Source organism: Bacillus cereus group sp. RP37 (assembly GCF_040459695.1).
Lineage (GTDB): Bacteria > Bacillota > Bacilli > Bacillales > Bacillaceae_G > Bacillus_A.
In genome coordinates, this window is record NZ_JARVHP010000001.1 from 365313 (window position 1) to 391645 (window position 26333).

Genomic DNA, 26333 nt, shown 5'->3' on the forward strand with positions numbered 1-26333 from the left:
CCTCCAGTCTACTTAAAACCCTTTATATTGAGGTTCTTCACGTTCTAATACTGAAATTCTATTTTGTAAATCAGCGATGATGCTGTCCATTTCTAACATACATTCATGAAATACACGTTTTGATTCTTCATCCTGTGAATTTAGTGAAAGAGAGCTTAAACTTGCTTGAGAGCCCCTTACACTAGCAAGGCAGGTTTTAACGCTAGCGATAACTGTCATACAAACACCTCTTATCCTTTCGGTTTGAATAGCAATGCTCCAATAAAGCCGAAAATAATAGCTGCGGATACGCCGGCGCTCGTTACTTTAAACATGCCGGTAATGACGCCAACGATTCCGTGCTTTGCAGCTTCTTCCATTGCGCCGTGAACGAGGGCATTACCAAAGCTTGTAATAGGTACGGTTGCCCCGGCTCCAGCAAAGTCGATTAATGGTTCATACAAATTGAATCCATCTAATATAGCTCCGGCAACAACGAGTGTTGCCATTGTATGAGCGGGTGTTAGTTTGCCGACATCAAACATAAGTTGGCCGATTACACATATGAGTCCGCCAATGACGAAAGCCCAGAAAAAAATCATTGCGTTGCACCTCCAAATTCAATCGAAACGGCGTGAGCGATACACGGAATCGTTTCTTCTTGTTGGAATGTAAGTGGAGATAGTAAAGCGCCTGTCGCAACGACAAGTATTTTTTTGAACTCTCCTCTTTTCATTCGGTTTAATAAATGACCGTACACGACTGTTGCGGAACATCCTGGTCCACTAGCGCCAGCTATGACAGGTTGCCCCTCTCTATAGATGAGTAGCCCGCAATCTTGAAACTGTTCGCTTGTCACTTTTGTTCCGTGTTTATGTAGTAAGTCATAAGCAATTTCGCGTCCGACATGTCCTAGGTCGCCTGTTACGATTAAATCGTAGTAAGAGGCATCAATTTGGCGTTCGCGTAAGTGGGCTTCAATTGTATCGACGGCGGCTGGAGCCATCGCACCGCCCATATTAAATGGATCCGTTAATCCCATATCAACCACTCGTCCGATTGTTGCAGATGTTACCCTAGGGCCATGTCCAGTGTCACTTAAAATAGCCGCGCCTGCCCCGGTTACTGTCCACTGTGCAGTAGGTGGTTTTTGACCGCCGTATTCAGTTGGATAGCGGAATTGTTTTTCAACCGCAGTGTTATGGCTGGATGCCCCAGTTAATAAATATTTTGCACCTTTTGCATTTACGATACTTGCCCCAAGTGCTAAACCTTCCATAGAAGTAGAACAAGCACCGAATAATCCGAGGTAAGGAGTGCCAAGTGTACGGCAAGCAAAGCTTGTAGGGGTAATTTGATTAATTAAATCTCCTGCAAGTACGAATTGGATATCATCTTTACGAAGTTCTGCTTTTTCAGTAGCGCGGCTACAAGCTTCTTCGAACAAAATTTTATGTGCTTTTTCATAGGAATCTTGGCCGAGCCATAAATCTTCATGAAGGATATCGAAGTCTTCTGGAATTTTCCCTTTTGCTTCAAACGGCCCGCCAACGACTCCTGTCGAAATAATAACTGGTTTGTTTTCAAATACCCACGTTCGGTGTCCTTGTAACATTTATAGCCCTCCCCATTGAACGAGAATCGTTTTAATAAGTGCGATGACGAAAGCCGAAAATACACCAAACAAAATAACGGATCCAGCTAATTTAAACATGTTACCGCCAACACCAAGGACAAATCCTTCTGTACGGTGTTCGATACATGCGGCAATAACAGAGTTACCAAATCCAGTGACAGGTACAGCTGTGCCTGCCCCGGCAAACTGTCCAAGACGATCGTAGACGCCAAATCCCGTCAGTAGCATGGAGATAAAAATAAGAGTTGCAACGGTAGGGTTCCCGGCAGAGCGTTCAGTGAAATCAAAATAAGTAATATAAAAGGTGGAAATCAGTTGGCCTATTAGACAAATTAATCCTCCGACGAGAAAAGCTTTTATACAATTTTTAAAAACGGGGCGCTTCGGTTCGCGCTGTTGTTCGAATTTTTTATATTCTTGTTGTACAGGTGTTAAGTTTTTATCTTTACTAGACATTTGAATCCTTCCTTCTCTATTAGAAAGCTTAAATATTAGATCCCATTTCTGATTGAATGAGTTTCAATTGTTTTTTGATGCCATCTTTACTTACTTTCTTTTTCTTAATTTTGTTTTCAAGTTCTTCTATGAGCATAAAGATCTTTTTGTCTGTACTTACACGAATATTGAAAGTAGGGTTTTCATCACTTAGTTTCTTTTTTAATTTACTTCGTAAAGGTTTTAAACCAAATCTTTCGTGATGTTCAGGCTTGACGGCTATGTAAAGATCTAAATTTGTATTAACTGCGGTAGCTTCTATAATTCCCTCCATAGCAAGAGCTTTTTTCTTAGCGTCTTGCGATATAGATTGATTAAAGGATTCTGTACTCATTTTTGTTAATTTAGGGCCCTTGTCTTCTTCCGTTCGTTTAGCTTCTTCTTTCTTTACCTTTTTATCTAACGGGCTATTATCACATCCGGTAAGTGAACCGAATAGGAGCATAAATAACGCGGTTATGATTCCGAGTTTTCGCATTATAATCATTCCATTTCTATTGCAATATGTAATGTGATAGAAAAAGGATGACTGCATATCATCCTTTTTCTATTTCACAGCATGACGAATCCGTTATTGCTGCGAGTATTGTGGTTCTTCCTGTTGGACTTCTTCAACGCGTGGGTTTAAAGAATCGATAATCGTTTGTGTTTGCTCTGCAGCTGTTTGGAAAAGTTGCTTTGCTTGTTGGTTATCCGTATCAAGAGCGAATCCCTCTAAGCTAGCTTGTGCACTTTTTAATCCAGAAACAGTTTGCTTTAACTTTGTAATTACAGTCATTGAATGAAGCCCCCTTTGGAATATCAATTCAAAGATTATAATTTGTGAGTTGGGGTGAATTTATGATTGGAAAATTAAGGTGAAGAAATGTGTTTCTATACTTTAGGCTAAGGTGTATAAAGGATGAAAGGGGATATTTTTATTGATTTAGATGGATTTTATTGCTATTATTATGAGAAGAAAATGATGTGTTTTTTATAATCATGCGCCCATAGCTCAGTCGGATAGAGCGGTGGTTTCCGGTACCACGTCTGTCGGGGGTTCGAATCCCTCTGGGCGCGTCAAAAAGTCCTAACTTACGTTTTGTAGGTTAGGACTTTTTTTATTTCCCTCTTGTTATATCTAGTGATAAGATTTACTATTAGTACTTGGTTATAATAATGTTTTGCTTTATTATTTTCTTTCAATATTATTCAAATTTCGGTTGTAAGTTGTAAATCTCATTAATACATATAAATTAATAATATTTTGGAATGGGTGTCTGTGATAGCATTCTCCTTTTACCAAACTTATTGTACAATAGAAACAAGGGGGAGATTAGTTTGAAGGCAAGTCTTTTACAAGAACAAAGCTTACGTTTGGCAATGACACAAGAGTTAAGGCAAGCGATTACAATGCTCCAGTATAATGTACAAGAATTATCGGAGTTTTTGTATGAGCAATCGTTAGAGAATCCCCTTATTGAGTTAGGTGGTTTTGAGAGGGAGAAGAAAAAGAGCTCTAACAACAGTAAAAGTACCAGCAAACAAGTCGAGAATCAGATGGAAATCTACAGTGTGGATTCAACAACGATTCAGCAACATTTATTAAATCAAATACAGTATTATAAAATAGAAGAAGAAGAGCGAAAAGTAGCTTCTTTCATTATTATGAACATGGATGGAAATGGGTATTTACAAGAAACGAACGAAGAGTTAGCGGGTCTCCTTTCCGCACCACTTCATGTAGTCGAACGCTCTGTAGAGCTTGTCCAATCACTCGAGCCAGCAGGGGTAGGAGCGCGTAATATTCAGGAATGTCTAACTTTACAATTGAAGCGCTTACAAAGACGGAATGGATTAGCAGAAGAGGTTATAGAGGATCACTTCGCTTATTTCGTGAAGAAAGATTGGCGAAAGCTCGTTCAAGTGTTGAAGTGTAGTAATGAAGAATTGCAAACAGCGGTGAACTGTATTACATCATTACAGCCGAAACCAGGTCTTGCTTTTTCTTCGGATAAACCACTTTATATTGTGCCTGATATGGCAGTAAAAAAAGATGGCGATCGTCTCGTTTTACAGATGAATGAGAGAAATATGCCGAGAATTGAAATTCATTCTGAATATAGTGCGCTTCTTAATAATAGTGAAAGTGAAGTAGCATCTTACGTATCAGAAAAGTATCAGCATGTGCAGTGGATTATGCGCAGTTTGAAACAGAGAAAACAGACGCTCCTGCAAGTAATGACTATTATTATGGAAAAACAACGTGATTTCTTCTGGGAAGGTCCAGCGTATTTAAAACCGCTTGCTTTAAAAGAGGTGGCGGAAGAGTTAGGTGTGCATGAATCTACAATTAGTCGTGCAACGCGAAATAAATATGTGCAAACACCACACGGTTTATTTGAGATGAAATCGTTCTTTAGCAATGCCGTTTCAACGACTGAAGATGAAGCGATTTCTACAAAGCGTGTAAAACAATTTATTCAAAAGCTTGTTGAAGCGGAGAATAAGAAAAAGCCACTTTCAGATCAAAAGATTTCAAAATTATTAGAAGAAGAGCATGAAATTGTTATTTCTCGAAGAACGGTGGCGAAGTATAGAGAACAAATGCATATTCCAGCTTCGTCATTACGAAAAACGATCGGATAGGTGAAGGAGATGAAAGTTGTACTGTATACAAAAAAGGATTGTGGTCTTTGCGTGCAGGCAAAACAAGTTTTGCAGGAAGTACAATGTGAATATTCTTTTCAAATCGAGGAAATAGATATATATGAAGATAATGACCTTTTAGAAAAATATCACCTAATGATTCCGGTTGTAGAAATAGACGGAAAACAAGTAGAATATGGTAACATTCACAAAGGTGTCATAATAAACTATATAAAGAATGCAGTTAAGAGTTGAATAAGTTTCTATCTCCTGTTACAATAATACACGTAGCAGGGATTATTTTTTTAACCTATGTGGGACACAAAATGTCACTACGGGACGTAAAGTGACCAATAAGGAAAAATGAACCAATGTAGTGAGGAGAAAAGATATGCGCTCATGGATTCAGAATACAAAAAAATTATTACCTGATCTGCTACCTGTTATGCAAACGAGAATGCAAATTCTTCAATACATTAGGCTCATGCAGCCGATTGGAAGAAGGAACTTATCAGCAAGTCTCGGTATGACAGAACGAGTATTGCGAAGTGAAGTTCAAGTTTTGAAAGAACAAAACTTAGTTCACGTCGCTTCTTCTGGAATGACTTTGACAGAAGAAGGAACAGCTTTAGTTCTTGCTTTGGAAGACTTTATGAAAGAAATTTCCGGGTTAAAGGTTTTAGAAAAGCAACTTAAGGAAACATTAGACTTGGATGAAGTTTTCGTTGTCCCTGGTGATAGTGATGAATCACCTTGGGTCAAACTGGAGATGGGCCGTGCTTGTGTGACTTGTATAAAAGACCGTCTGACAGCGAATAATATCGTTGCTGTGGCTGGAGGAACTACGCTAGCTGCTGCTGCGGACATGATGCAGCTTGATTGCAAAGATTTACATATGCTATTTGTCCCAGCGCGTGGTGGAATTGGAGAAGGTGTTGAGTTAGAAGCCAATACCATTTGTGCCAAAATGGCGCAAAATACGATGAGTAATTATCGCTTATTGTATGTTCCAGACCATGTTAGTAGCGAAGCATATGCGTCTATTGTGACAGAGCCTTCCGTGAAAGAAGTTCTTGAGTTGATTCGATCTTCCAATATCGTCATTCATGGAATAGGTGATGCGTTAACAATGGCACGTCGCAGAAATACTTCAGAAGCAGATTGGTTAAAGATTCAGGCAAGCGAAGCAGTTGGCGAAGCTTTCGGTTACTACTTTAATGAACAAGGAAATGTTGTTCATAAAGTAAGAACAGTTGGTATGCAACTAGAGGATTTACAACATGTATCTCACGTTGTTGCAGTCGCTGGAGGTTCTTCAAAGGCAAAGGCAATACAGGCTGTAATTAAACAAGGGCACACTTCAATTCTAATTACAGATGAAGGTGCAGCAAAACAGTTAACAAAGGGTATTACCCTTTAATATAATCCCCCAAGGAGGAAATTCAAATGACTAAAATTGGTATTAATGGATTTGGACGTATCGGACGTAACGTATTCCGCGCAGCTCTTAACAACTCTGAGGTAGAAGTAGTAGCAATCAACGACTTAACAGATGCTAAAACATTAGCTCACCTTTTAAAATATGACACAGTTCACGGAACTTTAAATGCAGAAGTATCTGCTAACGAAAACAGCATCGTTGTTAACGGTAAAGAAATTAAAGTTATCGCTGAGCGTGACCCAGCTCAACTACCATGGAGCGACTACGGAGTAGAAGTAGTAGTAGAATCTACTGGTCGTTTCACTAAAAAATCAGACGCTGAAAAACACTTAGGTGGATCAGTTAAGAAAGTTATCATCTCAGCTCCAGCTTCTGACGAAGATATCACTGTAGTTATGGGTGTTAACCACGAACAATACGATGCAGCTAACCACAACGTAGTATCTAACGCTTCTTGTACTACAAACTGTCTAGCTCCATTCGCTAAAGTATTAAACGAAAAATTCGGCGTAAAACGCGGAATGATGACAACAATTCACTCTTACACTAACGACCAACAAATCTTAGACTTACCACACAAAGATTTACGTCGTGCTCGTGCAGCAGCTGAAAACATGATCCCAACATCTACTGGTGCAGCTAAAGCTGTAGCATTAGTATTACCAGAACTTAAAGGTAAATTAAACGGTGGCGCTGTACGTGTTCCAACTGCTAACGTTTCTCTTGTTGACTTAGTTGTTGAACTTGACAAAGAAGTAACAGTTGAAGAAGTAAACGCAGCATTCAAAGCAGCTTCTGAAGGCGAATTAAAAGGTATCCTTGGATACAGCGAAGAGCCATTAGTATCTATCGACTATAACGGATGTACAGCTTCTTCTACAATCGATGCATTATCTACAATGGTAATGGAAGGTAACATGGTTAAAGTACTTTCTTGGTACGATAACGAAACTGGTTACTCTAACCGCGTAGTAGACCTAGCAGCATACATGACTTCTAAAGGTCTTTAATTCTTAATTATATAAGTAATCAATGACAAAACGAGGGAGAGGGTTTGTTCCCTCTCTCTCTTCTTTCGTTTTAGAAGCAAATGTGTTAAGCTTTTGAATGGGTTTTGTCAATCCTAACTAGTAGTCGGAGGGAAATCCAATGAACAAAAAATCAATTCGTGACGTAGATTTAAAAGGTAAGCGTGTATTTTGCCGCGTTGACTTCAACGTACCTATGAAAGAAGGCAAAATTACAGATGAAACTCGTATCCGTGCAGCTCTTCCTACAATTCAATATTTAGTAGAGCAAGGTGCGAAAGTTATTTTAGCAAGCCACTTAGGCCGTCCAAAAGGTCAAGCGGTAGAAGAATTACGTCTTACTCCAGTAGCAGCACGTTTAGGCGAGCTTCTTGGTAAAGATGTTAAAAAAGCAGACGAAGCATTCGGACCAGTTGCACAAGAAATGGTTGCAGCAATGAACGAAGGCGACGTATTAGTTCTTGAAAACGTACGTTTCTATGCGGGCGAAGAAAAGAACGATGCAGAACTTGCGAAAGAATTTGCAGCTCTTGCTGATATCTTCGTAAACGATGCATTCGGTGCAGCTCACCGTGCTCATGCTTCTACAGCAGGAATCGCAGACTACCTACCAGCAGTATCTGGTTTATTAATGGAAAAAGAGTTAGATGTATTAGGTAAAGCACTTTCTAACCCAGAACGTCCATTCACAGCTATCATCGGTGGTGCGAAAGTAAAAGATAAAATCGGTGTAATTCGTCATCTATTAGACAAAGTAGATAACTTAATCATCGGTGGCGGACTTGCTTATACATTCGTTAAAGCTTTAGGTCATGAAATTGGTCTATCTCTATGTGAAGACGACAAGATCGAACTAGCTAAAGAATTTATGCAACTTGCAAAAGAAAAAGGCGTAAACTTCTACATGCCAGTTGATGTTGTAATCACAGAGGAATTCTCTGAAACTGCAACAACTCAAATCGTAGGTATCGACTCTATCCCTTCTACATGGGAAGGCGTGGACATCGGTCCTAAAACACGTGAAATTTATGCAGATGTAATTAAAAACTCTAAGCTTGTTGTATGGAATGGACCAATGGGTGTATTCGAAATGACTCCATTCGCAGAAGGTACAAAAGCAGTAGGACAAGCATTAGCAGATGCAGAAGATACATACTCTGTTATCGGCGGTGGTGACTCTGCAGCAGCTGTTGAAAAATTCGGTATGGCTGATAAAATGAGCCACATTTCTACTGGCGGCGGTGCGTCATTAGAATTCATGGAAGGCAAAGAGCTTCCAGGTGTAGTTTGTCTTAACGACAAATAAGTAGCAGCCAAAGAAAAAGGACGGTGCAAAGCATGCGTAAACCAATTATCGCAGGTAACTGGAAAATGAATAAAACTCTATCAGAAGCAGTTAGCTTCGTAGAGGAAGTTAAAGGTCAAATCCCAGCAGCTTCAGCTGTTGATGCAGTAGTTTGCTCTCCAGCTCTATTCTTAGAGCGCTTAGTAGCAGCAACTGAAGGAACTGACTTACAAGTAGGTGCACAAAACATGCACTTCGAAAAAAATGGTGCATTCACTGGCGAAATTAGCCCAGTAGCACTTAGCGACTTAAAAGTAGGCTATGTAGTACTTGGCCACTCTGAGCGTCGTGAAATGTTTGCTGAAACAGACGAATCAGTAAACAAAAAGACTCTTGCAGCATTTGAACATGGTTTAACACCAATCGTATGTTGTGGTGAGACTTTAGAAGAGCGCGAAAGCGGAAAAACATTTGATCTAGTAGCAGGTCAAGTGACTAAAGCACTTGCAGGTTTAACAGAAGAGCAAGTTAAAGCAACTGTTATCGCTTATGAGCCAATCTGGGCTATCGGTACAGGTAAATCTTCTTCTTCTGCAGATGCAAATGAAGTATGTGCGCACATCCGTAAAGTTGTTGCAGAAGCTGTTTCTCCAGAAGCTGCAGAAGCTGTTCGTATTCAATACGGCGGTAGCGTAAAACCAGAAAACATTAAAGAGTATATGGCACAATCTGACATCGACGGCGCTTTAGTTGGCGGTGCTAGCTTAGAGCCTGCTTCGTTCTTAGGTCTTCTGGGGGCGGTAAAATGAGAAAGCCAACAGCTTTAATCATCCTTGACGGTTTCGGACTACGTGAAGAAACTCACGGGAATGCTGTAGCACAAGCTAAAAAACCTAATTTTGATGGTTACTGGAACAAATTCCCTCATACAACGCTTACAGCTTGTGGTGAGGAAGTGGGTCTTCCAGAAGGTCAAATGGGTAACTCTGAGGTTGGTCACTTAAATATCGGTGCTGGCCGTATCGTATATCAAAGCTTAACACGCGTAAACGTTGCAATTCGTGAAGGTGAGTTCGATCAGAACGAAACGTTCCAAAATGCAATTAAAAGCGTGAAAGAAAAAGGTACTGCTCTTCATTTATTCGGTTTGCTTTCTGATGGTGGTGTGCACAGTCACATGAACCACATGTTTGCTCTTCTTCGCTTAGCAGCAAAAGAAGGCGTGGAGAAAGTTTATATCCATGCATTCTTAGATGGCCGCGATGTTGGACCACAAACAGCAAAAGGTTATATCGATGCAACGAATGAAGTAATTAAAGAAACAGGAGTAGGACAATTCGCGACTATCTCTGGTCGTTATTACTCTATGGACCGTGACAAGCGTTGGGATCGCGTTGAAAAATGTTACAGTGCCATGGTGAATGGTGAAGGCCCTACTTATAAATCAGCAGAAGAGTGTGTAGAAGACTCTTATGCGAACGGTATCTATGATGAATTCGTATTGCCGTCTGTAATTGTTAACGAAGATAACACGCCAGTTGCAACAATCAATGATGATGATGCAGTTATCTTCTATAACTTCCGTCCAGACCGTGCAATTCAAATTGCTCGTGTATTTACAAACGAAGATTTCCGTGAGTTCGATCGTGGTGAAAAAGTACCTCACATTCCTGAATTCGTTTGTATGACACACTTCAGTGAAACTGTAGATGGTTACGTGGCATTCAAGCCAATGAATCTTGATAACACTTTAGGTGAAGTTGTTGCGCAAGCGGGATTAAAGCAACTTCGCATCGCGGAAACTGAAAAGTATCCGCACGTTACATTCTTCTTTAGCGGTGGTCGTGAGGCTGAATTCCCAGGAGAAGAGCGTATCTTAATTAACTCACCGAAGGTTGCAACGTATGACTTGAAACCTGAAATGAGCATTTACGAAGTAACGGACGCTTTAGTAAATGAAATTGAAAATGATAAACATGATGTTATCATTCTTAACTTTGCGAACTGTGATATGGTTGGCCATTCTGGGATGATGGAACCAACAATTAAAGCAGTAGAAGCAACTGACGAATGTTTAGGAAAAGTTGTAGAAGCGATTCTTGCAAAAGATGGTGTAGCACTTATTACTGCTGACCATGGTAATGCTGATCAGGAGTTAACTGCTGATGGTGGACCAATGACAGCTCATACAACTAACCCGGTTCCTTTCATCGTTACAAAAAATGATGTAGAGCTTCGTGAAGGTGGTATTTTAGGAGATATCGCTCCAACAATGCTTACACTTTTAAATGTGGAACAACCGAAAGAAATGACAGGTAAAACAATTATTAAATAATTTGCTTATATAAAAAGGAGAGAATTTATTATGTCAACAATTATTGATGTTTATGCTCGCGAAGTCCTTGACTCTCGTGGTAACCCAACTGTAGAAGTAGAAGTTTACACAGAAAGCGGCGCTTTCGGACGCGCTATCGTACCAAGTGGTGCATCTACTGGTGAGCACGAAGCAGTAGAATTACGTGACGGTGACAAATCTCGTTACCTTGGTAAAGGTGTTATGAACGCAGTAAACAACGTTAACGAAGCAATCGCTCCAGAAATCGTTGGTTTCGACGTAACTGACCAAGCTGGTATCGACCGTGCTATGATCGAATTAGATGGCACTCCAAACAAAGGTAAACTAGGCGCTAACGCTATCCTTGGTGTATCTATGGCAGTAGCTCACGCAGCAGCTGACTTCGTAGGTCTTCCATTATACCGTTACCTTGGTGGATTCAATGCAAAACAATTACCAACTCCAATGATGAACATCATCAACGGTGGTTCTCACGCTGATAACAACGTAGACTTCCAAGAGTTCATGATCTTACCAGTTGGTGCTCCAACATTCAAAGAATCAATCCGTATGGGTGCTGAAGTATTCCATGCACTTAAAGCTGTATTACATGACAAAGGTCTTAACACTGCAGTAGGTGACGAAGGTGGATTCGCTCCAAACCTTGGTTCTAACCGTGAAGCATTAGAAGTAATCATCGAAGCTATCGAAAAAGCTGGTTACAAAGCTGGCGAGAACGTATTCTTAGGAATGGACGTTGCTTCTTCTGAGTTCTACAACAAAGAAACTGGTAAATATGACCTTGCAGGCGAAGGCCGTACTGGCTTAACTTCTGCAGAAATGGTTGATTTCTACGAAGAGCTTTGCAAAGACTTCCCAATCATCTCTATCGAAGATGGTTTAGACGAAAACGACTGGGATGGTCACAAATTATTAACTGATCGTATCGGTGATAAAGTACAATTAGTTGGTGACGACTTATTCGTAACTAACACTCAAAAACTTGCTGAAGGTATCGAAAAAGGTATCTCTAACTCAATCTTAATTAAAGTTAACCAAATCGGTACTTTAACTGAGACTTTCGAAGCTATCGAAATGGCTAAACGTGCTGGTTACACAGCAGTTGTATCTCACCGTTCTGGTGAAACTGAAGATGCTACAATCGCTGACATCGCAGTTGCAACTAACGCTGGCCAAATCAAAACTGGTTCTATGAGCCGTACTGACCGTATTGCTAAGTACAACCAATTATTACGCATCGAAGACGAACTAGGCGAAATCGCTGTTTACGATGGTGTAAAATCTTTCTATAACATCAAACGATAATTGTAGAAAATAACGACAGACCGTGAGAAATCACGGTCTGTTTTTTTTTGCTAAAATTGTTCACCCGTCATAAGTGACATGAAATGTTTAAAGAAACGGTTATAATCACAATCAATGGCGATTTGATGAATCGGCCAATCAATAAATGGTTTAGATTCTTCTAAAGAGCGAAATTCTCCATTTCTCCGTTAGTCACATTCCCCTTTGGAATAATTGGCCCGAGCCCTTGTTTTCCGTTTACATCTGTAAAAAAAGCAGGAGGGGCATCAGTAAGTGGACGTTCTGATCCACCAAATATCTTAATATTTCTATCCTTTGCTTCGTTCTTAAGAAGATGAGCATTTTGTACGGCCATTTCTTTTGGAACATTGCCATAATCAGCAACAATGCAGATGATTTCTATTTCATCGATAAAGAATGCTAAGAGGAGAGCCATCGTATCATCAATCCTAGGATCACAAAAAATAAGAAATTTTTTGGGCATATGTTCACCACCTATCTTGTTTATATATATGTAGGTTTAAGGATAAAGAAGATTATTTTATTGAAATAACAACATGATAAATTCAGAAAATAAAAACTTTTTATATTAGGTCAAGGTTTTTGACTTAATTTTCTTTTGGAAATGCAGTCATATCAAGGTTGTAAGCGTGTAACATAGGCTATTTTTGCTGTCAAGTTGATAAATTGCAGCTTTTTACAATTTATACTATGATAAAGATATTAACAGAAGATCGTATAAACATGAGGGATGATGAACATGAAATTTACAAAGATTCTTGTCCAAATTGCTGCTCTTTACGTTTTTTATATGGTTGGAACTTGGGTACAAGAAATGTTAAATATTCCGATTCCAGGAAGTTTGATTGGAATGTTCCTCTTACTTGTTTTACTTAGCCTAAAAGTTCTTCCAGTGAAATGGTTCGATTTAGGAGCAGAAACACTCGTTGCTATTATGCCGTTTTTATTAATTCCGCCAACGCTTGGCCTAATGAATTACGGTGCTTTTTTTATGAGTAAAGGAATTTCTCTTTTCATTACAATTGTAGCGAGTACATTTTTAATTATTATTGTCGCAGGACATACAGGACAATATCTTGCGAATAGAAAGGAAAGAGAGTCACGATGAGCCAAATATTAATCGGAATTGGTTGGGTTCTTTTTACGGTGCTATTATATCAATTATCTAAAAAAATCTATACATTATTTCCAACACCATTTACTATTCCAATGCTTGTAGCGACAGGATTAATGGCTTTCTTATTTATAGTGCTTGATATACCATATCAAAATTATATGGAAAGCGGTGGTGGCTGGATTGCGAATTTACTTGGACCAGGTGTTGTAGCGTTTGCAATCCCACTTTATAAACAACGTCACGTTCTGCAAAAGTATGTTGTACCAATTGCCGGTGGGGTATTAGTAGGTACAACAGTTGCGATCGCAAGTGATTTTGTTATTGCTTCACTTATGGGAACAGATAAAAGCTTAATTTTATCATCTTTACCAAAATCGGTGACAATGCCAGTTGCGATGAGTGTTTCTGAACAAGTTGGTGGTGTACCGTCATTAACAGCAGCTTTCGTTGTTATTGCGGGTATTACTGGAACAATTACTGGCCCGCTTTTATTAAAATGGAGCCGCGTTACAAACTCAGTTGGTAAAGGTATCGGATTTGGATGTGCTTCTCATATTATGGGTGTCATGAGAGCAATGAAAAATAATGAACATGAAGGTGTTATTGGATCGGTAACAATGACATTAACTGCAATTTTGACATGTTTGCTCGGACCATTATTTGCAATGATGTTTATGTAATAGAAGAAAAGCGAGAGCAACCTTATTGCTCTCGCTTTTCTATAGGATTTATGCTACAGTTACAATAACTGAATCTTTGTAGGAGGTACGCCAAGTGCATACGTTATTATCCGTTTTACTTATTATTGTATCGATTTTAATGATTGTTATGGTACTTATGCAGTCTAGTAATAGCTCAGGCCTTTCAGGTGCAATTTCAGGCGGTGCAGAGCAATTATTTGGTAAGCAAAAAGCACGTGGAATTGAAGCGGTATTAAACCGTATTACGATTGTTTTAGCTGTTCTATTCTTCGTATTAACAATTGCTGTTACGTACTTAAATTTATAGAATTGAAAGAAGGAGCGTTAGTAAGTTGTACTAATGGTTCTTCTTTTTTTATTTTGCCATTTGAAAGATGTTTCTAATTAGATTATAGAAATATAAATATGGTACACTAAGATATAGAAAGAATACGACTAGATTACAGAAGAGAAAGAGGAGAAGTACATGATGAAATTAGCATCTCCGAAACCATTTACATTTGAGGGTGGAGACCGCGCTGTTTTATTACTACATGGTTTCACAGGAAACTCAGCTGATGTACGTATGTTAGGGCGTTTCTTAGAAAAGAAAGGCTACACTTGTCATGCACCAATTTATAAAGGGCACGGTGTACCACCAGAAGAGCTTGTTCATACAGGTCCTGAAGATTGGTGGCAAGACGTAACGGAGGCATATCAGCTTTTAAAAGATAAAGGCTTTGAGAAAATTGCTGTTGTTGGATTGTCACTTGGCGGAGTATTTTCTTTAAAATTAGGTTATACAGTACCAGTATTAGGTGTGGTACCAATGTGTGCACCGATGTATATTAAGAGCGAAGAAACGATGTACCAAGGTATATTGGCATATGCCCGCGAATATAAAAACCGTGAGCAAAAATCACCAGAACAAATCGAACAAGAAATGTTGGAATTCCAAAAGACACCGATGAATACATTAAAAGCATTACAACAATTAATTGCTGACGTACGTAACAATGTGGATATGATTTATGCACCAACATTTGTTGTACAAGCACGTCATGATGAAATGATTAATACAGATAGTGCTAACATTATTTATAACGGTGTAGAATCTACGTTAAAAGACATTAAATGGTATGAAGACTCTACGCATGTCATTACACTTGATAAGCAACGTGACGAGCTACATGAGGATGTATATAACTTCTTGGAGCAACTAGATTGGTAAGATCTAGTTGCCTCTTTTTTTCATAAGGGAATTTTTCAACCCGCTTTAGCCGGTAGTAAGACTCATACTCGAAACTTTGCTGAAGTCAAGAAAGTGGAGAGGGGACAAACTGCCCGTAAAAGCCCGATTGGTGGGGTTACTAATCAGTGGGAATAGAAAAAATACTGATTAAAATTTCACTTTATGAAAACTGTAAAAAATCATTAGGGGCGTATTAAAGTTTCGCTTTATACATCCCCTATCTTTCGGATACACTAAATAATATAAGGGTTCAAAGGAGGTATTTTTACTTGGAAGAAATCACGCAAGAACATATTGATAAGTTGTTATTATTTATGAGAGAAGAAGCGTATAAACCGTTAACGATACAAGAGTTAGAAGAGGCATTTGGGATTGAAGGTTCTGAAGGCTTTAAAGATTTCGTGAAAGCACTTGTAATGATGGAAGAGAAGGGGCTTGTTATTCGTACACGTAGCAACCGTTACGGTCTTCCTGAAAAGATGAATTTAGTACGTGGTAAGTTAATTGGACATGCACGTGGTTTTGCATTCGTTGTACCAGACGAGAAGAAAACGGGAGACGATGATCTTTTCATCCCGCCTACAGAGTTAAACGGTGCACTTCATGGCGATACAGTATTAGCGCGTGTTAGCTCACAATCAAGTGGGTCACGACAAGAAGGTTCAATTGTACGTATTTTAGAGCGTGGAACGAAAGAACTCGTTGGTACATATACAGAATCGAAAAACTTTGGGTTTGTTATACCTGACAATAAGCGCTGGACGAGTGATATCTTTATCTTGAAAAGTGCATCAATGGGTGCTGTAGAAGGTCATAAGGTAGTTGTGAAAATTACGAGCTATCCAGAGAATCGTTTAAGTGCAGAAGGTGAAGTTATTCAAATTCTAGGTCATAAAAATGATCCAGGAGTAGATATTTTATCTGTCATCCATAAACATCATTTACCTTTAGCATTCCCTGAAGAAGTGATGGAGCATGCAAACAGTGTACCAGAAACGATTTCAGAAGAAGATTTAAAAGATCGCCGTGATTTGCGTGACCAAATGATCGTAACGATTGACGGTGCAGACGCGAAAGATTTAGATGATGCTGTTACAGTAACGAAGCTTGAGAACGGTAACTACAAGCTTGGCGTTCATATCGCGGATGTAAGTCATTACGTTCAAGAAGGTTCTCCAATTGATGTAGAAGCAGCGGAGAGAGCGACGAGTGTATATCTTGTAGACCGTGTAATTCCGATGATTCCGCATCGTCTATCTAACGGTATTTGTTCGTTAAACCCGAAAGTAGACCGTCTGACGTTATCTTGTGAAATGGAAATCAACAACTTAGGTGATGTTGTAAAGCACGAGATTTTCCAAAGTGTGATTAAAACGACAGAGCGTATGACGTATGCTGACGTAAGAAGCATTTTAGAAGATGAGGATGAAGAGTTAATCAAACGCTATGAGCCGCTCGTACCGATGTTTAAAGAGATGGGTCAATTAGCACAAATTTTACGTGAAAAACGTATGCGCCGCGGTGCAATTGACTTTGACTTTAAAGAAGCGAAAGTATTAGTAGATGAAGAAGGAAAACCGACAGATGTTGTTATGCGTGATCGTTCTGTATCAGAGAAGTTAATTGAAGAATTTATGCTTGTTGCGAACGAAACAGTAGCAGAGCACTTCCACTGGATGAACGTACCATTCATGTACCGTGTCCATGAAGATCCGAAAGAAGATAAGCTGGAGCGTTTCTTCGAGTTTGTAACGAACTTCGGATATGCAGTAAAAGGACGTGCGAACGAAATACATCCTCGTGCACTGCAACAAATTCTTGAAATGGTTCAAGGACAGCCTGAAGAAGTAGTTATTTCAACAGTAATGCTTCGTTCTATGAAGCAAGCGCGCTACGATGCAGATAGCTTAGGACATTTCGGTTTATCAACTGAGTTCTACACGCATTTCACATCACCAATTCGTCGTTACCCAGATACGATTGTTCATAGATTAATTCGTGAATACATCATTAACGGTAAAGTCGACAATGAAACGCAAGCAAAATGGCGTGAAAACTTACCTGAGATTGCAGAGCACTCTTCTAATATGGAGCGTCGTGCTGTTGAAGCAGAACGTGAAACAGACGAAATGAAAAAAGCAGAGTACATGGTTGATAAGATCGGTGAAGAGTATGACGGTATGATTAGCTCTGTAACAAACTTTGGTTTATTCGTAGAGCTTCCAAATACAATTGAAGGTCTTGTACACGTTAGCTACTTAACGGATGATTACTACCGTTATGACGAGAAACATTTCGCAATGATCGGAGAACGTACAGGTAACGTATTCCGCATCGGTGACGAAATTACAATTCGCGTTATTAACGTAAACAAAGATGAGCGCGCAATTGACTTTGAAATCGTTGGCATGAAAGGTACGCCTCGCCGTAAGTTCAAAGATCGCCCAGTCGTTATCGAACAGCCAAGAACAGGCAGAAAGAAACGCGGTGGACGTAGCGAGCGCAGTAATGAGCGTGGCGGTGAACGTGGCACAGGGAGAAAATTTGACCGTGGTGGCAAAGGAAAAGGAAGAGGATCAGGATCAGCTTCTACTTCCGCTTCCACGTCGGCTAGTCAGCCAGGGAAAAAAGATGGTAACGGCAAGAAGAAAAAAGCATTCTTCGAAAATGTACCAGGATTCAAGAAGAAAAAGAAAAAGCGTAAGTAAGAAAAGGAGGGCTTCGCTTTGATGAAAAGCGGGGCTTTTTCTTTTTTATTGGTGGCTTGAGAGCGAGCCACTTTCGCTTTTTATTAACATTTGTTACAATAGTAAAAATAGAGGAGGGACGTTTTATGCCAAAGGGTACAGGTAAGGTTATTGCACAAAATAAAAAAGCATTTCATGATTATTTCATCGAAGAAACATACGAGGCAGGGCTTGTCCTTCAAGGAACGGAAATTAAGTCGATTCGCGCTGGACGCGTGAACTTGAAAGATGCGTTTGCACGTGTACATAATGGTGAAGTATGGGTTCATAATATGCATATTAGTACGTACGAGCAAGGGAATCGTTTCAACCATGATCCGCTTCGCACGAGAAAGTTACTTCTTCATAAAAAAGAAATTGAGAAGTTAACGGGCGCTTCAAAAGAAACAGGCTATGCATTAGTTCCAGTTAGAATCTATTTGAAAAATGGATTTGCGAAAATGGCACTTGGTTTAGCAAAAGGTAAAAAGCAATATGATAAGCGTAACGATTTAAAAGAAAAAGAAGCAAAACGTGAAATTGCACGCGCGTTCCGTGATCGTCAAAAGATGTAATACAGATATTTACATTTGTAAAACGGCGCGCGTATGATATAATAACTTATGTAAGATTGTTGCACATTGAAAAACAGCTCTTAGTAGCTATCACGATTTTTCTTCGTATGCTCCATTTTTATCATGGGGACGTTACGGATTCGACAGGGATAGTTCGAGCTTAGGTTGCGAGTCGAGGGGATCGGCCTCGTTAAAACGTCAAAGCCTATAATTGGCAAACAAAACAATCTTTCTTTAGCTGCTTAATTGCACTAAAGGTTCCTCCCTCCATCGTCCATGTGGTAGGGTAAGGGACTCAAACTAAGTGGACTACGCCGGAGTTCGCCGTCTGAGGACAAAGGAAGAGAACAACCAGACTAGCAACTTGGAAGCCTGTCGATAGGCTGAAGAGTTCGCGAAATGCTAATATATCGACTACACTCGTAGAAGCTTAAGTGCCGATATTTTTGGACGTGGGTTCGACTCCCACCGTCTCCACCAATACATATTTGGTGGTTTTTTTATTTTGTATGATAGGAACCATAATTTTGCCGGATTGGCAAGGTTATGGTTCTTTTTGTTTGTGGCAAACTTATGGTTCCGAAAATAAAATGTAACAAGAAGCGTAGAATAGCCATTTTACGCTTCTTGTTACATTTTAAGGACCACATTACAATCAAGATAGGAAAAGCAAATACCCCAAAACTAATAAATAATCTCTTTGGTTCGATGGGCATGTGGGGGATCCCTACTAGGCGAATTTTAACCTAAAAAATTCGAATTTCTGTACATTAAGTAAAGTGAATTTTTATTCGCGTGATTCTTATTATCTGAAATTAATAAAGCATGTTATACTCTCTTCTTTAAGAACGTCTCCATAATATCCTTTTTGAATCTTTCATAATCAAACTGAAAAGCAACATTATGCATTTTATAGCCTGGATTAGCAACAAAGCGAAAATCTGCAATGCTTTGACCGAATCCTTCTCCTTGATCAGGAATTATTTTAATGGGTACTCTTGAAAGGCTAACAGCCTCTTGATTTAACAAATACCACACTGTTACAAAATCATGCATAGGACTTCCACTTATACCAGGATTAGACTTGGAGTAGAAATTATAATAATAGTCTAGCATGGGCTTGATGATGAGTCCTGCAAGATCTTGTGTATTCCGATGAAATGTATCAATTTGTTGGACCATTTCAGGTGTAACAATCGCATGTTGTGTCACATTTAAAGGAATAATTGTCAAGTTCTTCGCATGCTGCAGAATTAAATTTGCTGCATAAGGGTCTGCGTAAAAGTTAGCTTCAGCCACAGCAGTTACGTTACCTGGATAGAAAAAAGCTCCCCCCATGCAAATGCATTCTCTTACGTTTCGCATTGTTTCTAAATTCAATACAAAAGTCGTGGCTAGCGAAGAAAGTCTTCCTAAATTGATAATTGTAAGATCTTCTAAATTTGATTCTATAATTTGATAAATATCATTTAAGGGGTAAATTGGATATGGAATTTCAGGGGGAATAATAGGACCTAATCCGACTTTTCCGTGTACCTCAGGGAAATACTGAATCAATATACCTGTCAACGGCACAGAAGCACCAAGGAATACAGGTATCTCTTCCCTTCCCGCAATGTACTTCAAATAGTTAATATTTCTTATTACATTTTCTCTTGATACATTTCCATAATCGGCTACAATTCCTACAAGTTGAATGTCTTTACGAAAAAAGGTGTACAGTATAGCAAACGCATCATCAATTCCCAAATCTGTAAACAGGAGAACCTTTTTTGGCATATCTCTCCCTCCAAAATTTATAGAATCCTATGTTCACTAATGAGTAGGCTAAACTTGTGTGTATATATTTTATGTATTCTTAAAGAGTGAATTCTATTCACTTGACGTGGCTTCGCTCATCTAATTTTAATATTATGTTTAAGCGTAAAATACATAAGGTGCATTAGAAATATGAAAAGATCCATTGTTATTGAGGAGTTTACACCGGATTGGGCAATATCATTAGGGCTCATCATATCAAAAAAGAAAATGGTACGTTTAGATACAAAATAATCGATTTCTTGTATGTTAAGGAACTGGTTATTTGTTTTTCTATTTTTTAGGGAGTTTTTCTGGTAATGGTGTATACAAATAATAAAGTTGTTTAATTTAAAATAAAGACGTTTAAAACAAAGTGTTTTTAATTGTGTGATTCGTGTTAACCCATATAGATCAAGAGAGAAACTTTATTGTAAATAGATAAAATAAAAGCAAGACTAATACTTAAAATTATACGTATCTCGGCTGTACTCTCATAAATAACTGTAGAAGATAAAAATCTCGTTATGGGGATGGGGCGGTATCCCTGAAACAAAAAATGAAGAAATAGTTATTGATGATAATCAGGTAGATACTATAGCTGCACCTTAATGATTAAATAATATTTATTTAAATCTTCATATCTTTTGTATTCGTCTCCATATCTATTGTAAGATTATATAGAGTTCCCCTAATAAGCTGTTATAATGGCTTTTTTTAGGAGTTTAATATTTATAAATCTTACATTATTTTTTTGAGATAATTTTTTATCTAACTAAGTTATATTGAAGTAGAGGTGAACCATCGGTGAGGCAGGTGTTAGTAATTAAAAATGAACGGTCTTTAGCAAAGAAAATCGTAAGCGGTCTAAAGAAAGAAGGCCATTTCATTTTAAAACTTCACAATGAAAACGAAGGTTTAAATATAATATATGAACAAGATTGGGATATTATCATATTGGATTGGGATTCATTAAGTATATCCGGACCAGAAATTTGCAGACAAATACGACTTGTTAAAACGACACCGATCATTATTGTGACAGACAATATTTCTAGCAAGGATTGTATAGCAGGGTTACAAGCAGGAGCAGATGATTATATAAGAAAACCATTTGTGAAAGAAGAATTAGTAGCAAGGGTTCAAGCCATTTTAAGGAGAAGTGACTATATCCAGCAAAATGAGATAAGCTTTTTTCAGTTTAAAGATCTCTTTGTTGATGCATCTAGCAATATTGTGAAAAAAAGTGGTGAAAATCTCTCGCTTACTAAGCGCGAGTACGATTTACTTGTATTTTTAATCAAGAATAAAAACACAATATTGAGCCGTGAAATGCTTTTGAATCAGGTTTGGGGATATAACGTAGTAGTAAATCCAAATGTAGTAGACTTATATATTGGATATGTAAGAAAAAAGTTAAAGTGTGAGAAGAAAGACAGATATATTCAAACGATACATGGCAGAGGCTATTCAATGATTGAATGATAAAAATAAGATAATAGGTAACGTACAGTTTTTCATAATAATCACTAGCATAATAGAAAAACGAGTAAAACTGTTTCATTCAGTTTTACTCGTTTTTTCTGTTAAATCTAATAATCAAATAGTTTCTGGAAAGTATTAAAATACGTAAAAAGAATATTTCTATCAGGCAATAGATTATGAAAATACTAGTTAGTAATGGGGGTGTTTTGTAGGGGAAATCATGGTTAGTCAACATGCATGACTTTAAATATTACTTCTTGCATCCAATTTATGCTTGGTTTTATTAATTCGCACCATTCACAAGATTTTCACAGAATTAATGACTATACTAATTAACAGGATGTTCAAATGAAAATGATTATCAATATTGATTTAAGTGAATAGCATTTACTATCTAATTCAATCTATGGACTTTATCATTTTCGAACTAAATTACATTATAAGGAGTATACGTATGAAAAAAACTATGCTTTTAAAATTAGTAAGTATTCTAGCAATTTTCACTTTAATGTTAGTAGCTTGCTCAGATTCAGGTAAAGAAACTTCGAAGGCTACTAAAGATAATGGTAGTGATAAGCCAAAAACGGTTGAAATCACTGATGCACATGGAAAGGTTACTGTACCTGTAAATCCAAAGAATGTAGTTGCTTTAGATAATAGAACTTTTGAAACTTTAGCTGATTGGGGAATTAAATTAGCGGCTGCTCCAAAGGATATCATGCCTGCTGATTCAGCATATAAAAAGGATGAAAAAGTTCAAAATATTGGGAATCACCGTGAGCCAAATCTTGAAATTATTGCAGCTGCAAACCCTGAACTTGTAATCGTTGGTCAAAGATTTGCTGACCATTACGAAGAAATTAAAAAATTAGTACCAAATGCAGCAGTTATTGATCTTAATGTTGATGTTTCTGAGAAAGCTACTAAGCCTGGAGAAAACTTAGTAAAAGGACTTAAAGATTCTACACTTTCTTTAGGAAAAATCTTTGATAAAGATAAAGAAGCTAAAAAATTAGTAGCTGATTTTGATAAATCTATTGAAAACGCAAAATCTGCTTATAACGGAAAAGATAAAGTTATGAGTGTTATCGTTACTGGTGGAAATATTGGTTTTGCTGCTCCACATTCTGGTCGCGTTTGGGGACCAATGTATGAAATTTTTGGTTGGACTCCAGCACTAGAAGTTTCTAATTCTACTGCAGGTCATAAAGGTGATGACGTTTCTGTTGAAGCTATTGCACAAACAAATCCTGATTGGCTTTTCGTATTAGATCGTGATGCTGCAACATCTGATGCTGCTACTTCAGCTCCTGCTAAGGATGTTATTTCTAAATCACCAGCTCTTCAAAACACAACTGCTGTTTCTAAAAAACAAGTTATTTATGCACCAGCAGATACTTACACAAATGAATCAATTCAGACTTATATAGAGTTATTTGGAAATATCGCAAAAACTTTAGCTAAGTAGTGTAAAGGAGTACGAAACAGTGTCAAAAAATATGATTTCTAGGGTTGAGAATATTTCTCAACCCCAGTTTTATAATCACAATAAAATATGGACAAAACCTTTTATAATAGCGATTATGATTGTTATAATTTTAGGGATTATATCACTGTTTACTGGAGTTTATGATATACGTGGACAAGAGGACGGAATGGAGATGTTTTTCATAACTCGTGTTCCGAGAACAGTTGCATTAATGCTTACTGGAGCTGCAATGGCGATGGCAGGGCTCGTAATGCAACTCATTACACAGAATCGCTTTGTTGAACCTACTACAACGGGGACTATTGAATGGTCAGGCTTAGGCCTGCTTTTTGTCTATTTATTATTTCCTGCCCCGACTTTAGTGCAAAGAATGACTGGTGCAATCATTTTTTCTTTTATAGGAACTATGATTTTCTTTCTATTTTTAAGAAGAGTTAAACTTCGTTCGTCTTTAATTGTCCCGATTATCGGATTGATGCTTGGAGCAGTTATTTCTGCAGTGTCTACTTTTTTGGGACTCCTGTTTCAAATGACGCAAAGTATTGAAACTTGGTTTGTAGGTTCATTTGCTAACATTCAGGTGGGAAGATATGAATATTTATGGCTGATTGTTATCATTACTGTGCTTATTTTTATGTATGCTAATAGATTGACTTTAGCTGGACTAGGAGAAGATGTCGCAACAAGCCTTGGAGTTAATTACAATAGAATTGTTCTTTTTGGGACTGGCCTTATCTCTGTTGCTGTTGGAATTGTTGCAGCTGTTATTGGAAACTTACCTTTCTTGGGATTAATTGTTCCAAACATTGTTTCCATGTTTAGAGGGGATGATCTTAGGAGTAATTTACCTTGGGTATGTGTGATCGGAATGGGGACAATCACTGTCTGTGACATCATTTCTCGAACAATTATAAAGCCATTTGAAGTACCTGTTTCTTTAATACTTGCAACAGTGGGGGCAGTCGTGTTTATTACTATTCTATTGAGACGAAGAAAACCAAGGAGGCTGCGATGATCACATTAGATTATAGAAATAAAGAAAATGTCGAAATCGATTCTAGCCTTCATAATGAAAGTAGATCAGCTAGTGCTTTTCGTTCTAAGAAGGAAGCAAGACGTTATTGGATTGTACTGGTAACATTGATTGCTTTAGGTCTCCTTTCTTCATATGGACTTTTAGTTTATAACAACCCAGTTCCGATAGATTCACCTTCTTTTATTCCAGTTGTTAAGAGAAGAATAGTAGCTATTGTTGCAATGATTATTGCTGCAGTTTGCCATAGCTTATCGACAGTTGCTTTCCAATCTATTACGAATAATAAGATTATTACTCCTTCACTTTTAGGTTTCGAATCACTTTATTCAGCAATTCAAACGAGTACAATATTCTTCTTTGGTGCTAGTGCATTGCTCAATTTTAATGGAATTGGATCATTTTTATTTCAAGTCGTTGTTATGGTCTTCATGAGTTTGATACTTTATGGCTGGTTACTTTCCGGTAAATACGGGAATTTACAACTTATGCTTTTAGTTGGAATTATTATTGGTACCGGGCTAAATTCTGTGTCAACTTTCATGAGAAAACTACTTGCGCCTTCAGAATTTGATATTTTACAAGCGAGATTATTTGGTTCTGTTAATCATGCAGATCCTGCTTATTTTCCTGTTGTAATTCCTATGATTATAATTGTAGCGGTATTAATTTTTGCTCATTCTAAGAATTTGAATGTTTTGTCACTAGGAAAGGATGTTGCTACTTCTTTTGGAGTTAAATATCAACCTAGTGTAATTTATACGCTTGTATTAGTAGCTATTTTAATGTCCATTTCAACAGCTTTAATCGGGCCACTTACTTTCTACGGCTTTTTAGTAGCAACTTTGAGTTATCAGGCGGCGTCAACGTATGATCATAGATACATTTTTCCAATGGCTTTTGCAATAGGATTTTTAATAATGACGAGTGCATATTTTTTAATGTATCATGTATTCCATGCTCAAGGCGTGGTTTCAGTTATTATTGAATTATTTGGTGGAATTATATTCTTAACTATAGTTTTAAGGAAGAGGGCTTTATGATAAAAATTGATAATGTTAAAAAGTTCTATACTGATAAGGTAAAAATAGGACCTTTGGATATTGAAATACCAAAAGCAGGCTTTACTTCTTTAATTGGACCAAATGGTGCTGGAAAGTCCACGACACTTTTGATGATTGGAAGACTTTTAGATATGGATGAAGGTCAAATTCAAGTAGCAAATATGGATGTTTCTGAATCCAAATCAAAAGACTTAGCAAAAGTTTTGACTATATTGCGACAAGAAAATCATTTTGTAACTAGGCTTACTGTTAGACAATTAGTTGGATTTGGGCGCTTTCCTTATTCAAAGGGAAGATTAACGAAAGAAGATGAGGTTATCATTTCTAAATATATCGATTTCTTAGATTTAACTAATTTAGAGAATAGATATTTAGATGAGCTTTCTGGTGGTCAAAGACAAAGGGCATATGTAGCGATGGTATTGTGCCAAGAGACTGAATATGTACTGTTGGACGAGCCTCTGAACAACCTTGATGTTGCTCGTTCTGTTCAAATGATGGAGCATTTGAGACGTGCGGCTAATGAATTTGGAAGAACAATTTTGACGGTTATGCATGACATAAATTTTGCAGCTAAATACTCTGACAAAATTTGTGCTATGAAAGATGGACAAATTGCTGCTTTTGGAACAGTAGAAGAGGTTATGGACCCAACAATTTTGACAGATATTTTTGAAACAAAAATAGAAATTATCAATGGTCCTTATGGTCCAATCGCTGTTTATTAGTTATAAAATGTAAAAAAATACTGTAGCTTGTGTAGATTATGCAAGTTACTCTAGTTGAAGTTGCTGTCTGTAGTTTATAGGCAGCAGCTTTTTTTACGTGATTACTCATAAAATGCAAAAGAATGCTTCACCTTTTCAAGTATCTACCAAGCGAAAAAAATATCTCTGTATAACTTTTTAAAAGAATTCATCCTGTTTCTTTTATATGTAATA

General features: G+C 37.8%; 26 protein-coding genes, 1 tRNA gene, 1 other RNA gene and 1 pseudogene. 21 read left to right on the top strand and 8 right to left on the bottom strand.

The window, feature by feature from the left end:
• Positions 1-12: 12 nt before the first annotated feature.
• The 6 genes from QCI44_RS01765 to QCI44_RS01790 all read right to left on the bottom strand — a co-directional run bounded on the left by QCI44_RS01765 (position 13) and on the right by QCI44_RS01790 (position 2888).
• Positions 13-219 carry a DUF1657 domain-containing protein gene (locus QCI44_RS01765; protein ID WP_016085602.1) on the bottom strand — a complete coding sequence of 69 codons (207 nt, stop codon included), beginning with the start codon at positions 217-219 and terminating at the stop codon, positions 13-15.
• Positions 220-230: 11 nt separating this feature from the next.
• Positions 231-581: a stage V sporulation protein AE gene (spoVAE, locus tag QCI44_RS01770; protein WP_000575919.1), complete on the bottom strand. Its 351-nt coding sequence runs from the start codon at positions 579-581 to the stop codon at positions 231-233.
• Positions 578-1594, bottom strand: a complete 1017-nt coding sequence (gene spoVAD / locus QCI44_RS01775) for a stage V sporulation protein AD (RefSeq protein WP_000938954.1) — start codon at positions 1592-1594, stop codon at positions 578-580. Before spoVAD ends, spoVAE begins: the two co-directional genes overlap by 4 nt.
• The gene (gene spoVAC / locus QCI44_RS01780; protein WP_000095409.1) at positions 1595-2071 is read right to left on the bottom strand and encodes a stage V sporulation protein AC; all 477 of its coding nucleotides are present in this window, start codon (positions 2069-2071) and stop codon (positions 1595-1597) included. It lies immediately after the preceding gene.
• Between the two features lie 28 nt (positions 2072-2099).
• Entirely contained in the window at positions 2100-2588 is a 489-nt protein-coding gene (locus tag QCI44_RS01785) for a YhcN/YlaJ family sporulation lipoprotein (protein WP_001228530.1), read from the bottom strand.
• 93 nt (positions 2589-2681) lie between these two features.
• On the bottom strand, positions 2682-2888 hold the full coding sequence (locus tag QCI44_RS01790) for a DUF1657 domain-containing protein (protein WP_000216160.1): 207 nt from the start codon (positions 2886-2888) through the stop codon (positions 2682-2684).
• A gap of 205 nt (positions 2889-3093) precedes the next feature.
• Here QCI44_RS01790 and QCI44_RS01795 point away from each other — a divergent pair.
• From QCI44_RS01795 to eno, 9 genes are all read left to right on the top strand, one after another.
• Positions 3094-3169: transfer RNA gene (locus QCI44_RS01795), tRNA-Arg, on the top strand.
• 261 nt (positions 3170-3430) lie between these two features.
• Positions 3431-4738: an RNA polymerase factor sigma-54 gene (rpoN, locus tag QCI44_RS01800; RefSeq protein ID WP_016135998.1), complete on the top strand. Its 1308-nt coding sequence runs from the start codon at positions 3431-3433 to the stop codon at positions 4736-4738.
• Between the two features lie 9 nt (positions 4739-4747).
• Entirely contained in the window at positions 4748-4993 is a 246-nt protein-coding gene (locus tag QCI44_RS01805) for a glutaredoxin family protein (RefSeq protein ID WP_016085604.1), read from the top strand.
• A 136-nt stretch (positions 4994-5129) separates the two neighbouring features.
• On the top strand, positions 5130-6158 hold the full coding sequence (gene cggR / locus QCI44_RS01810; protein WP_001258183.1) for a gapA transcriptional regulator CggR: 1029 nt from the start codon (positions 5130-5132) through the stop codon (positions 6156-6158).
• Positions 6159-6184: 26 nt separating this feature from the next.
• Positions 6185-7189 carry a type I glyceraldehyde-3-phosphate dehydrogenase gene (gene gap, locus QCI44_RS01815; RefSeq protein WP_000161237.1) on the top strand — a complete coding sequence of 335 codons (1005 nt, stop codon included), beginning with the start codon at positions 6185-6187 and terminating at the stop codon, positions 7187-7189.
• 139 nt (positions 7190-7328) lie between these two features.
• Positions 7329-8513 carry a phosphoglycerate kinase gene (locus QCI44_RS01820; protein WP_001036333.1) on the top strand — a complete coding sequence of 395 codons (1185 nt, stop codon included), beginning with the start codon at positions 7329-7331 and terminating at the stop codon, positions 8511-8513.
• A 32-nt stretch (positions 8514-8545) separates the two neighbouring features.
• Complete coding sequence (tpiA, locus tag QCI44_RS01825; RefSeq protein ID WP_001231042.1) at positions 8546-9301, top strand: triose-phosphate isomerase; 756 nt, start codon at positions 8546-8548, stop codon at positions 9299-9301.
• Positions 9298-10827, top strand: a complete 1530-nt coding sequence (gpmI, locus tag QCI44_RS01830; RefSeq protein WP_001231145.1) for a 2,3-bisphosphoglycerate-independent phosphoglycerate mutase — start codon at positions 9298-9300, stop codon at positions 10825-10827. Before tpiA ends, gpmI begins: the two co-directional genes overlap by 4 nt.
• A gap of 30 nt (positions 10828-10857) precedes the next feature.
• Complete coding sequence (eno, locus tag QCI44_RS01835; RefSeq protein WP_016085606.1) at positions 10858-12153, top strand: phosphopyruvate hydratase; 1296 nt, start codon at positions 10858-10860, stop codon at positions 12151-12153.
• A 169-nt stretch (positions 12154-12322) separates the two neighbouring features.
• On the opposite strand, the pseudogene QCI44_RS01840 reads toward eno, so the two are convergent.
• Positions 12323-12637, bottom strand: a pseudogene (locus tag QCI44_RS01840) (nucleoside hydrolase); the annotation flags it as partial.
• Positions 12638-12913: 276 nt separating this feature from the next.
• Here QCI44_RS01840 and QCI44_RS01845 point away from each other — a divergent pair.
• The 7 genes from QCI44_RS01845 to ssrA all read left to right on the top strand — a co-directional run bounded on the left by QCI44_RS01845 (position 12914) and on the right by ssrA (position 19004).
• Entirely contained in the window at positions 12914-13282 is a 369-nt protein-coding gene (locus QCI44_RS01845; protein WP_000673220.1) for a CidA/LrgA family holin-like protein, read from the top strand.
• A complete protein-coding gene (locus QCI44_RS01850) occupies positions 13279-13971 on the top strand; it encodes an LrgB family protein (RefSeq protein WP_016135997.1) in 693 nt (230 codons plus the stop codon). The genes QCI44_RS01845 and QCI44_RS01850 overlap by 4 nt, the downstream gene beginning before the upstream one ends.
• 94 nt (positions 13972-14065) lie before the next feature.
• Complete coding sequence (gene secG / locus QCI44_RS01855; protein WP_000557263.1) at positions 14066-14299, top strand: preprotein translocase subunit SecG; 234 nt, start codon at positions 14066-14068, stop codon at positions 14297-14299.
• Between the two features lie 162 nt (positions 14300-14461).
• Positions 14462-15202, top strand: a complete 741-nt coding sequence (gene estA, locus QCI44_RS01860; RefSeq protein WP_165615090.1) for a carboxylesterase — start codon at positions 14462-14464, stop codon at positions 15200-15202.
• Positions 15203-15492: 290 nt separating this feature from the next.
• Positions 15493-17931, top strand: a complete 2439-nt coding sequence (gene rnr / locus QCI44_RS01865) for a ribonuclease R (protein ID WP_016135996.1) — start codon at positions 15493-15495, stop codon at positions 17929-17931.
• A 125-nt stretch (positions 17932-18056) separates the two neighbouring features.
• Entirely contained in the window at positions 18057-18524 is a 468-nt protein-coding gene (gene smpB, locus QCI44_RS01870) for an SsrA-binding protein (RefSeq protein WP_001123922.1), read from the top strand.
• 125 nt (positions 18525-18649) lie between these two features.
• Positions 18650-19004: a transfer-messenger RNA gene (gene ssrA, locus QCI44_RS01875) on the top strand.
• A 348-nt stretch (positions 19005-19352) separates the two neighbouring features.
• On the opposite strand, the gene QCI44_RS01880 is transcribed toward ssrA, so the two are convergent.
• On the bottom strand, positions 19353-20303 hold the full coding sequence (locus QCI44_RS01880) for a nucleoside hydrolase (RefSeq protein ID WP_001125076.1): 951 nt from the start codon (positions 20301-20303) through the stop codon (positions 19353-19355).
• 825 nt (positions 20304-21128) lie between these two features.
• Here QCI44_RS01880 and QCI44_RS01885 point away from each other — a divergent pair.
• From QCI44_RS01885 to QCI44_RS01905, 5 genes are all read left to right on the top strand, one after another.
• Positions 21129-21806 carry a response regulator transcription factor gene (locus tag QCI44_RS01885; RefSeq protein ID WP_016135995.1) on the top strand — a complete coding sequence of 226 codons (678 nt, stop codon included), beginning with the start codon at positions 21129-21131 and terminating at the stop codon, positions 21804-21806.
• A gap of 454 nt (positions 21807-22260) precedes the next feature.
• Positions 22261-23274, top strand: a complete 1014-nt coding sequence (locus tag QCI44_RS01890) for a siderophore ABC transporter substrate-binding protein (RefSeq protein ID WP_016135994.1) — start codon at positions 22261-22263, stop codon at positions 23272-23274.
• A gap of 19 nt (positions 23275-23293) precedes the next feature.
• Positions 23294-24310: an ABC transporter permease gene (locus QCI44_RS01895; RefSeq protein ID WP_016085613.1), complete on the top strand. Its 1017-nt coding sequence runs from the start codon at positions 23294-23296 to the stop codon at positions 24308-24310.
• On the top strand, positions 24307-25371 hold the full coding sequence (locus QCI44_RS01900; RefSeq protein WP_016085614.1) for an iron chelate uptake ABC transporter family permease subunit: 1065 nt from the start codon (positions 24307-24309) through the stop codon (positions 25369-25371). Before QCI44_RS01895 ends, QCI44_RS01900 begins: the two co-directional genes overlap by 4 nt.
• On the top strand, positions 25368-26120 hold the full coding sequence (locus QCI44_RS01905) for an iron ABC transporter ATP-binding protein (protein ID WP_016085615.1): 753 nt from the start codon (positions 25368-25370) through the stop codon (positions 26118-26120). The genes QCI44_RS01900 and QCI44_RS01905 overlap by 4 nt, the downstream gene beginning before the upstream one ends.
• The last annotated feature ends 213 nt before the right edge of the window (positions 26121-26333 follow it).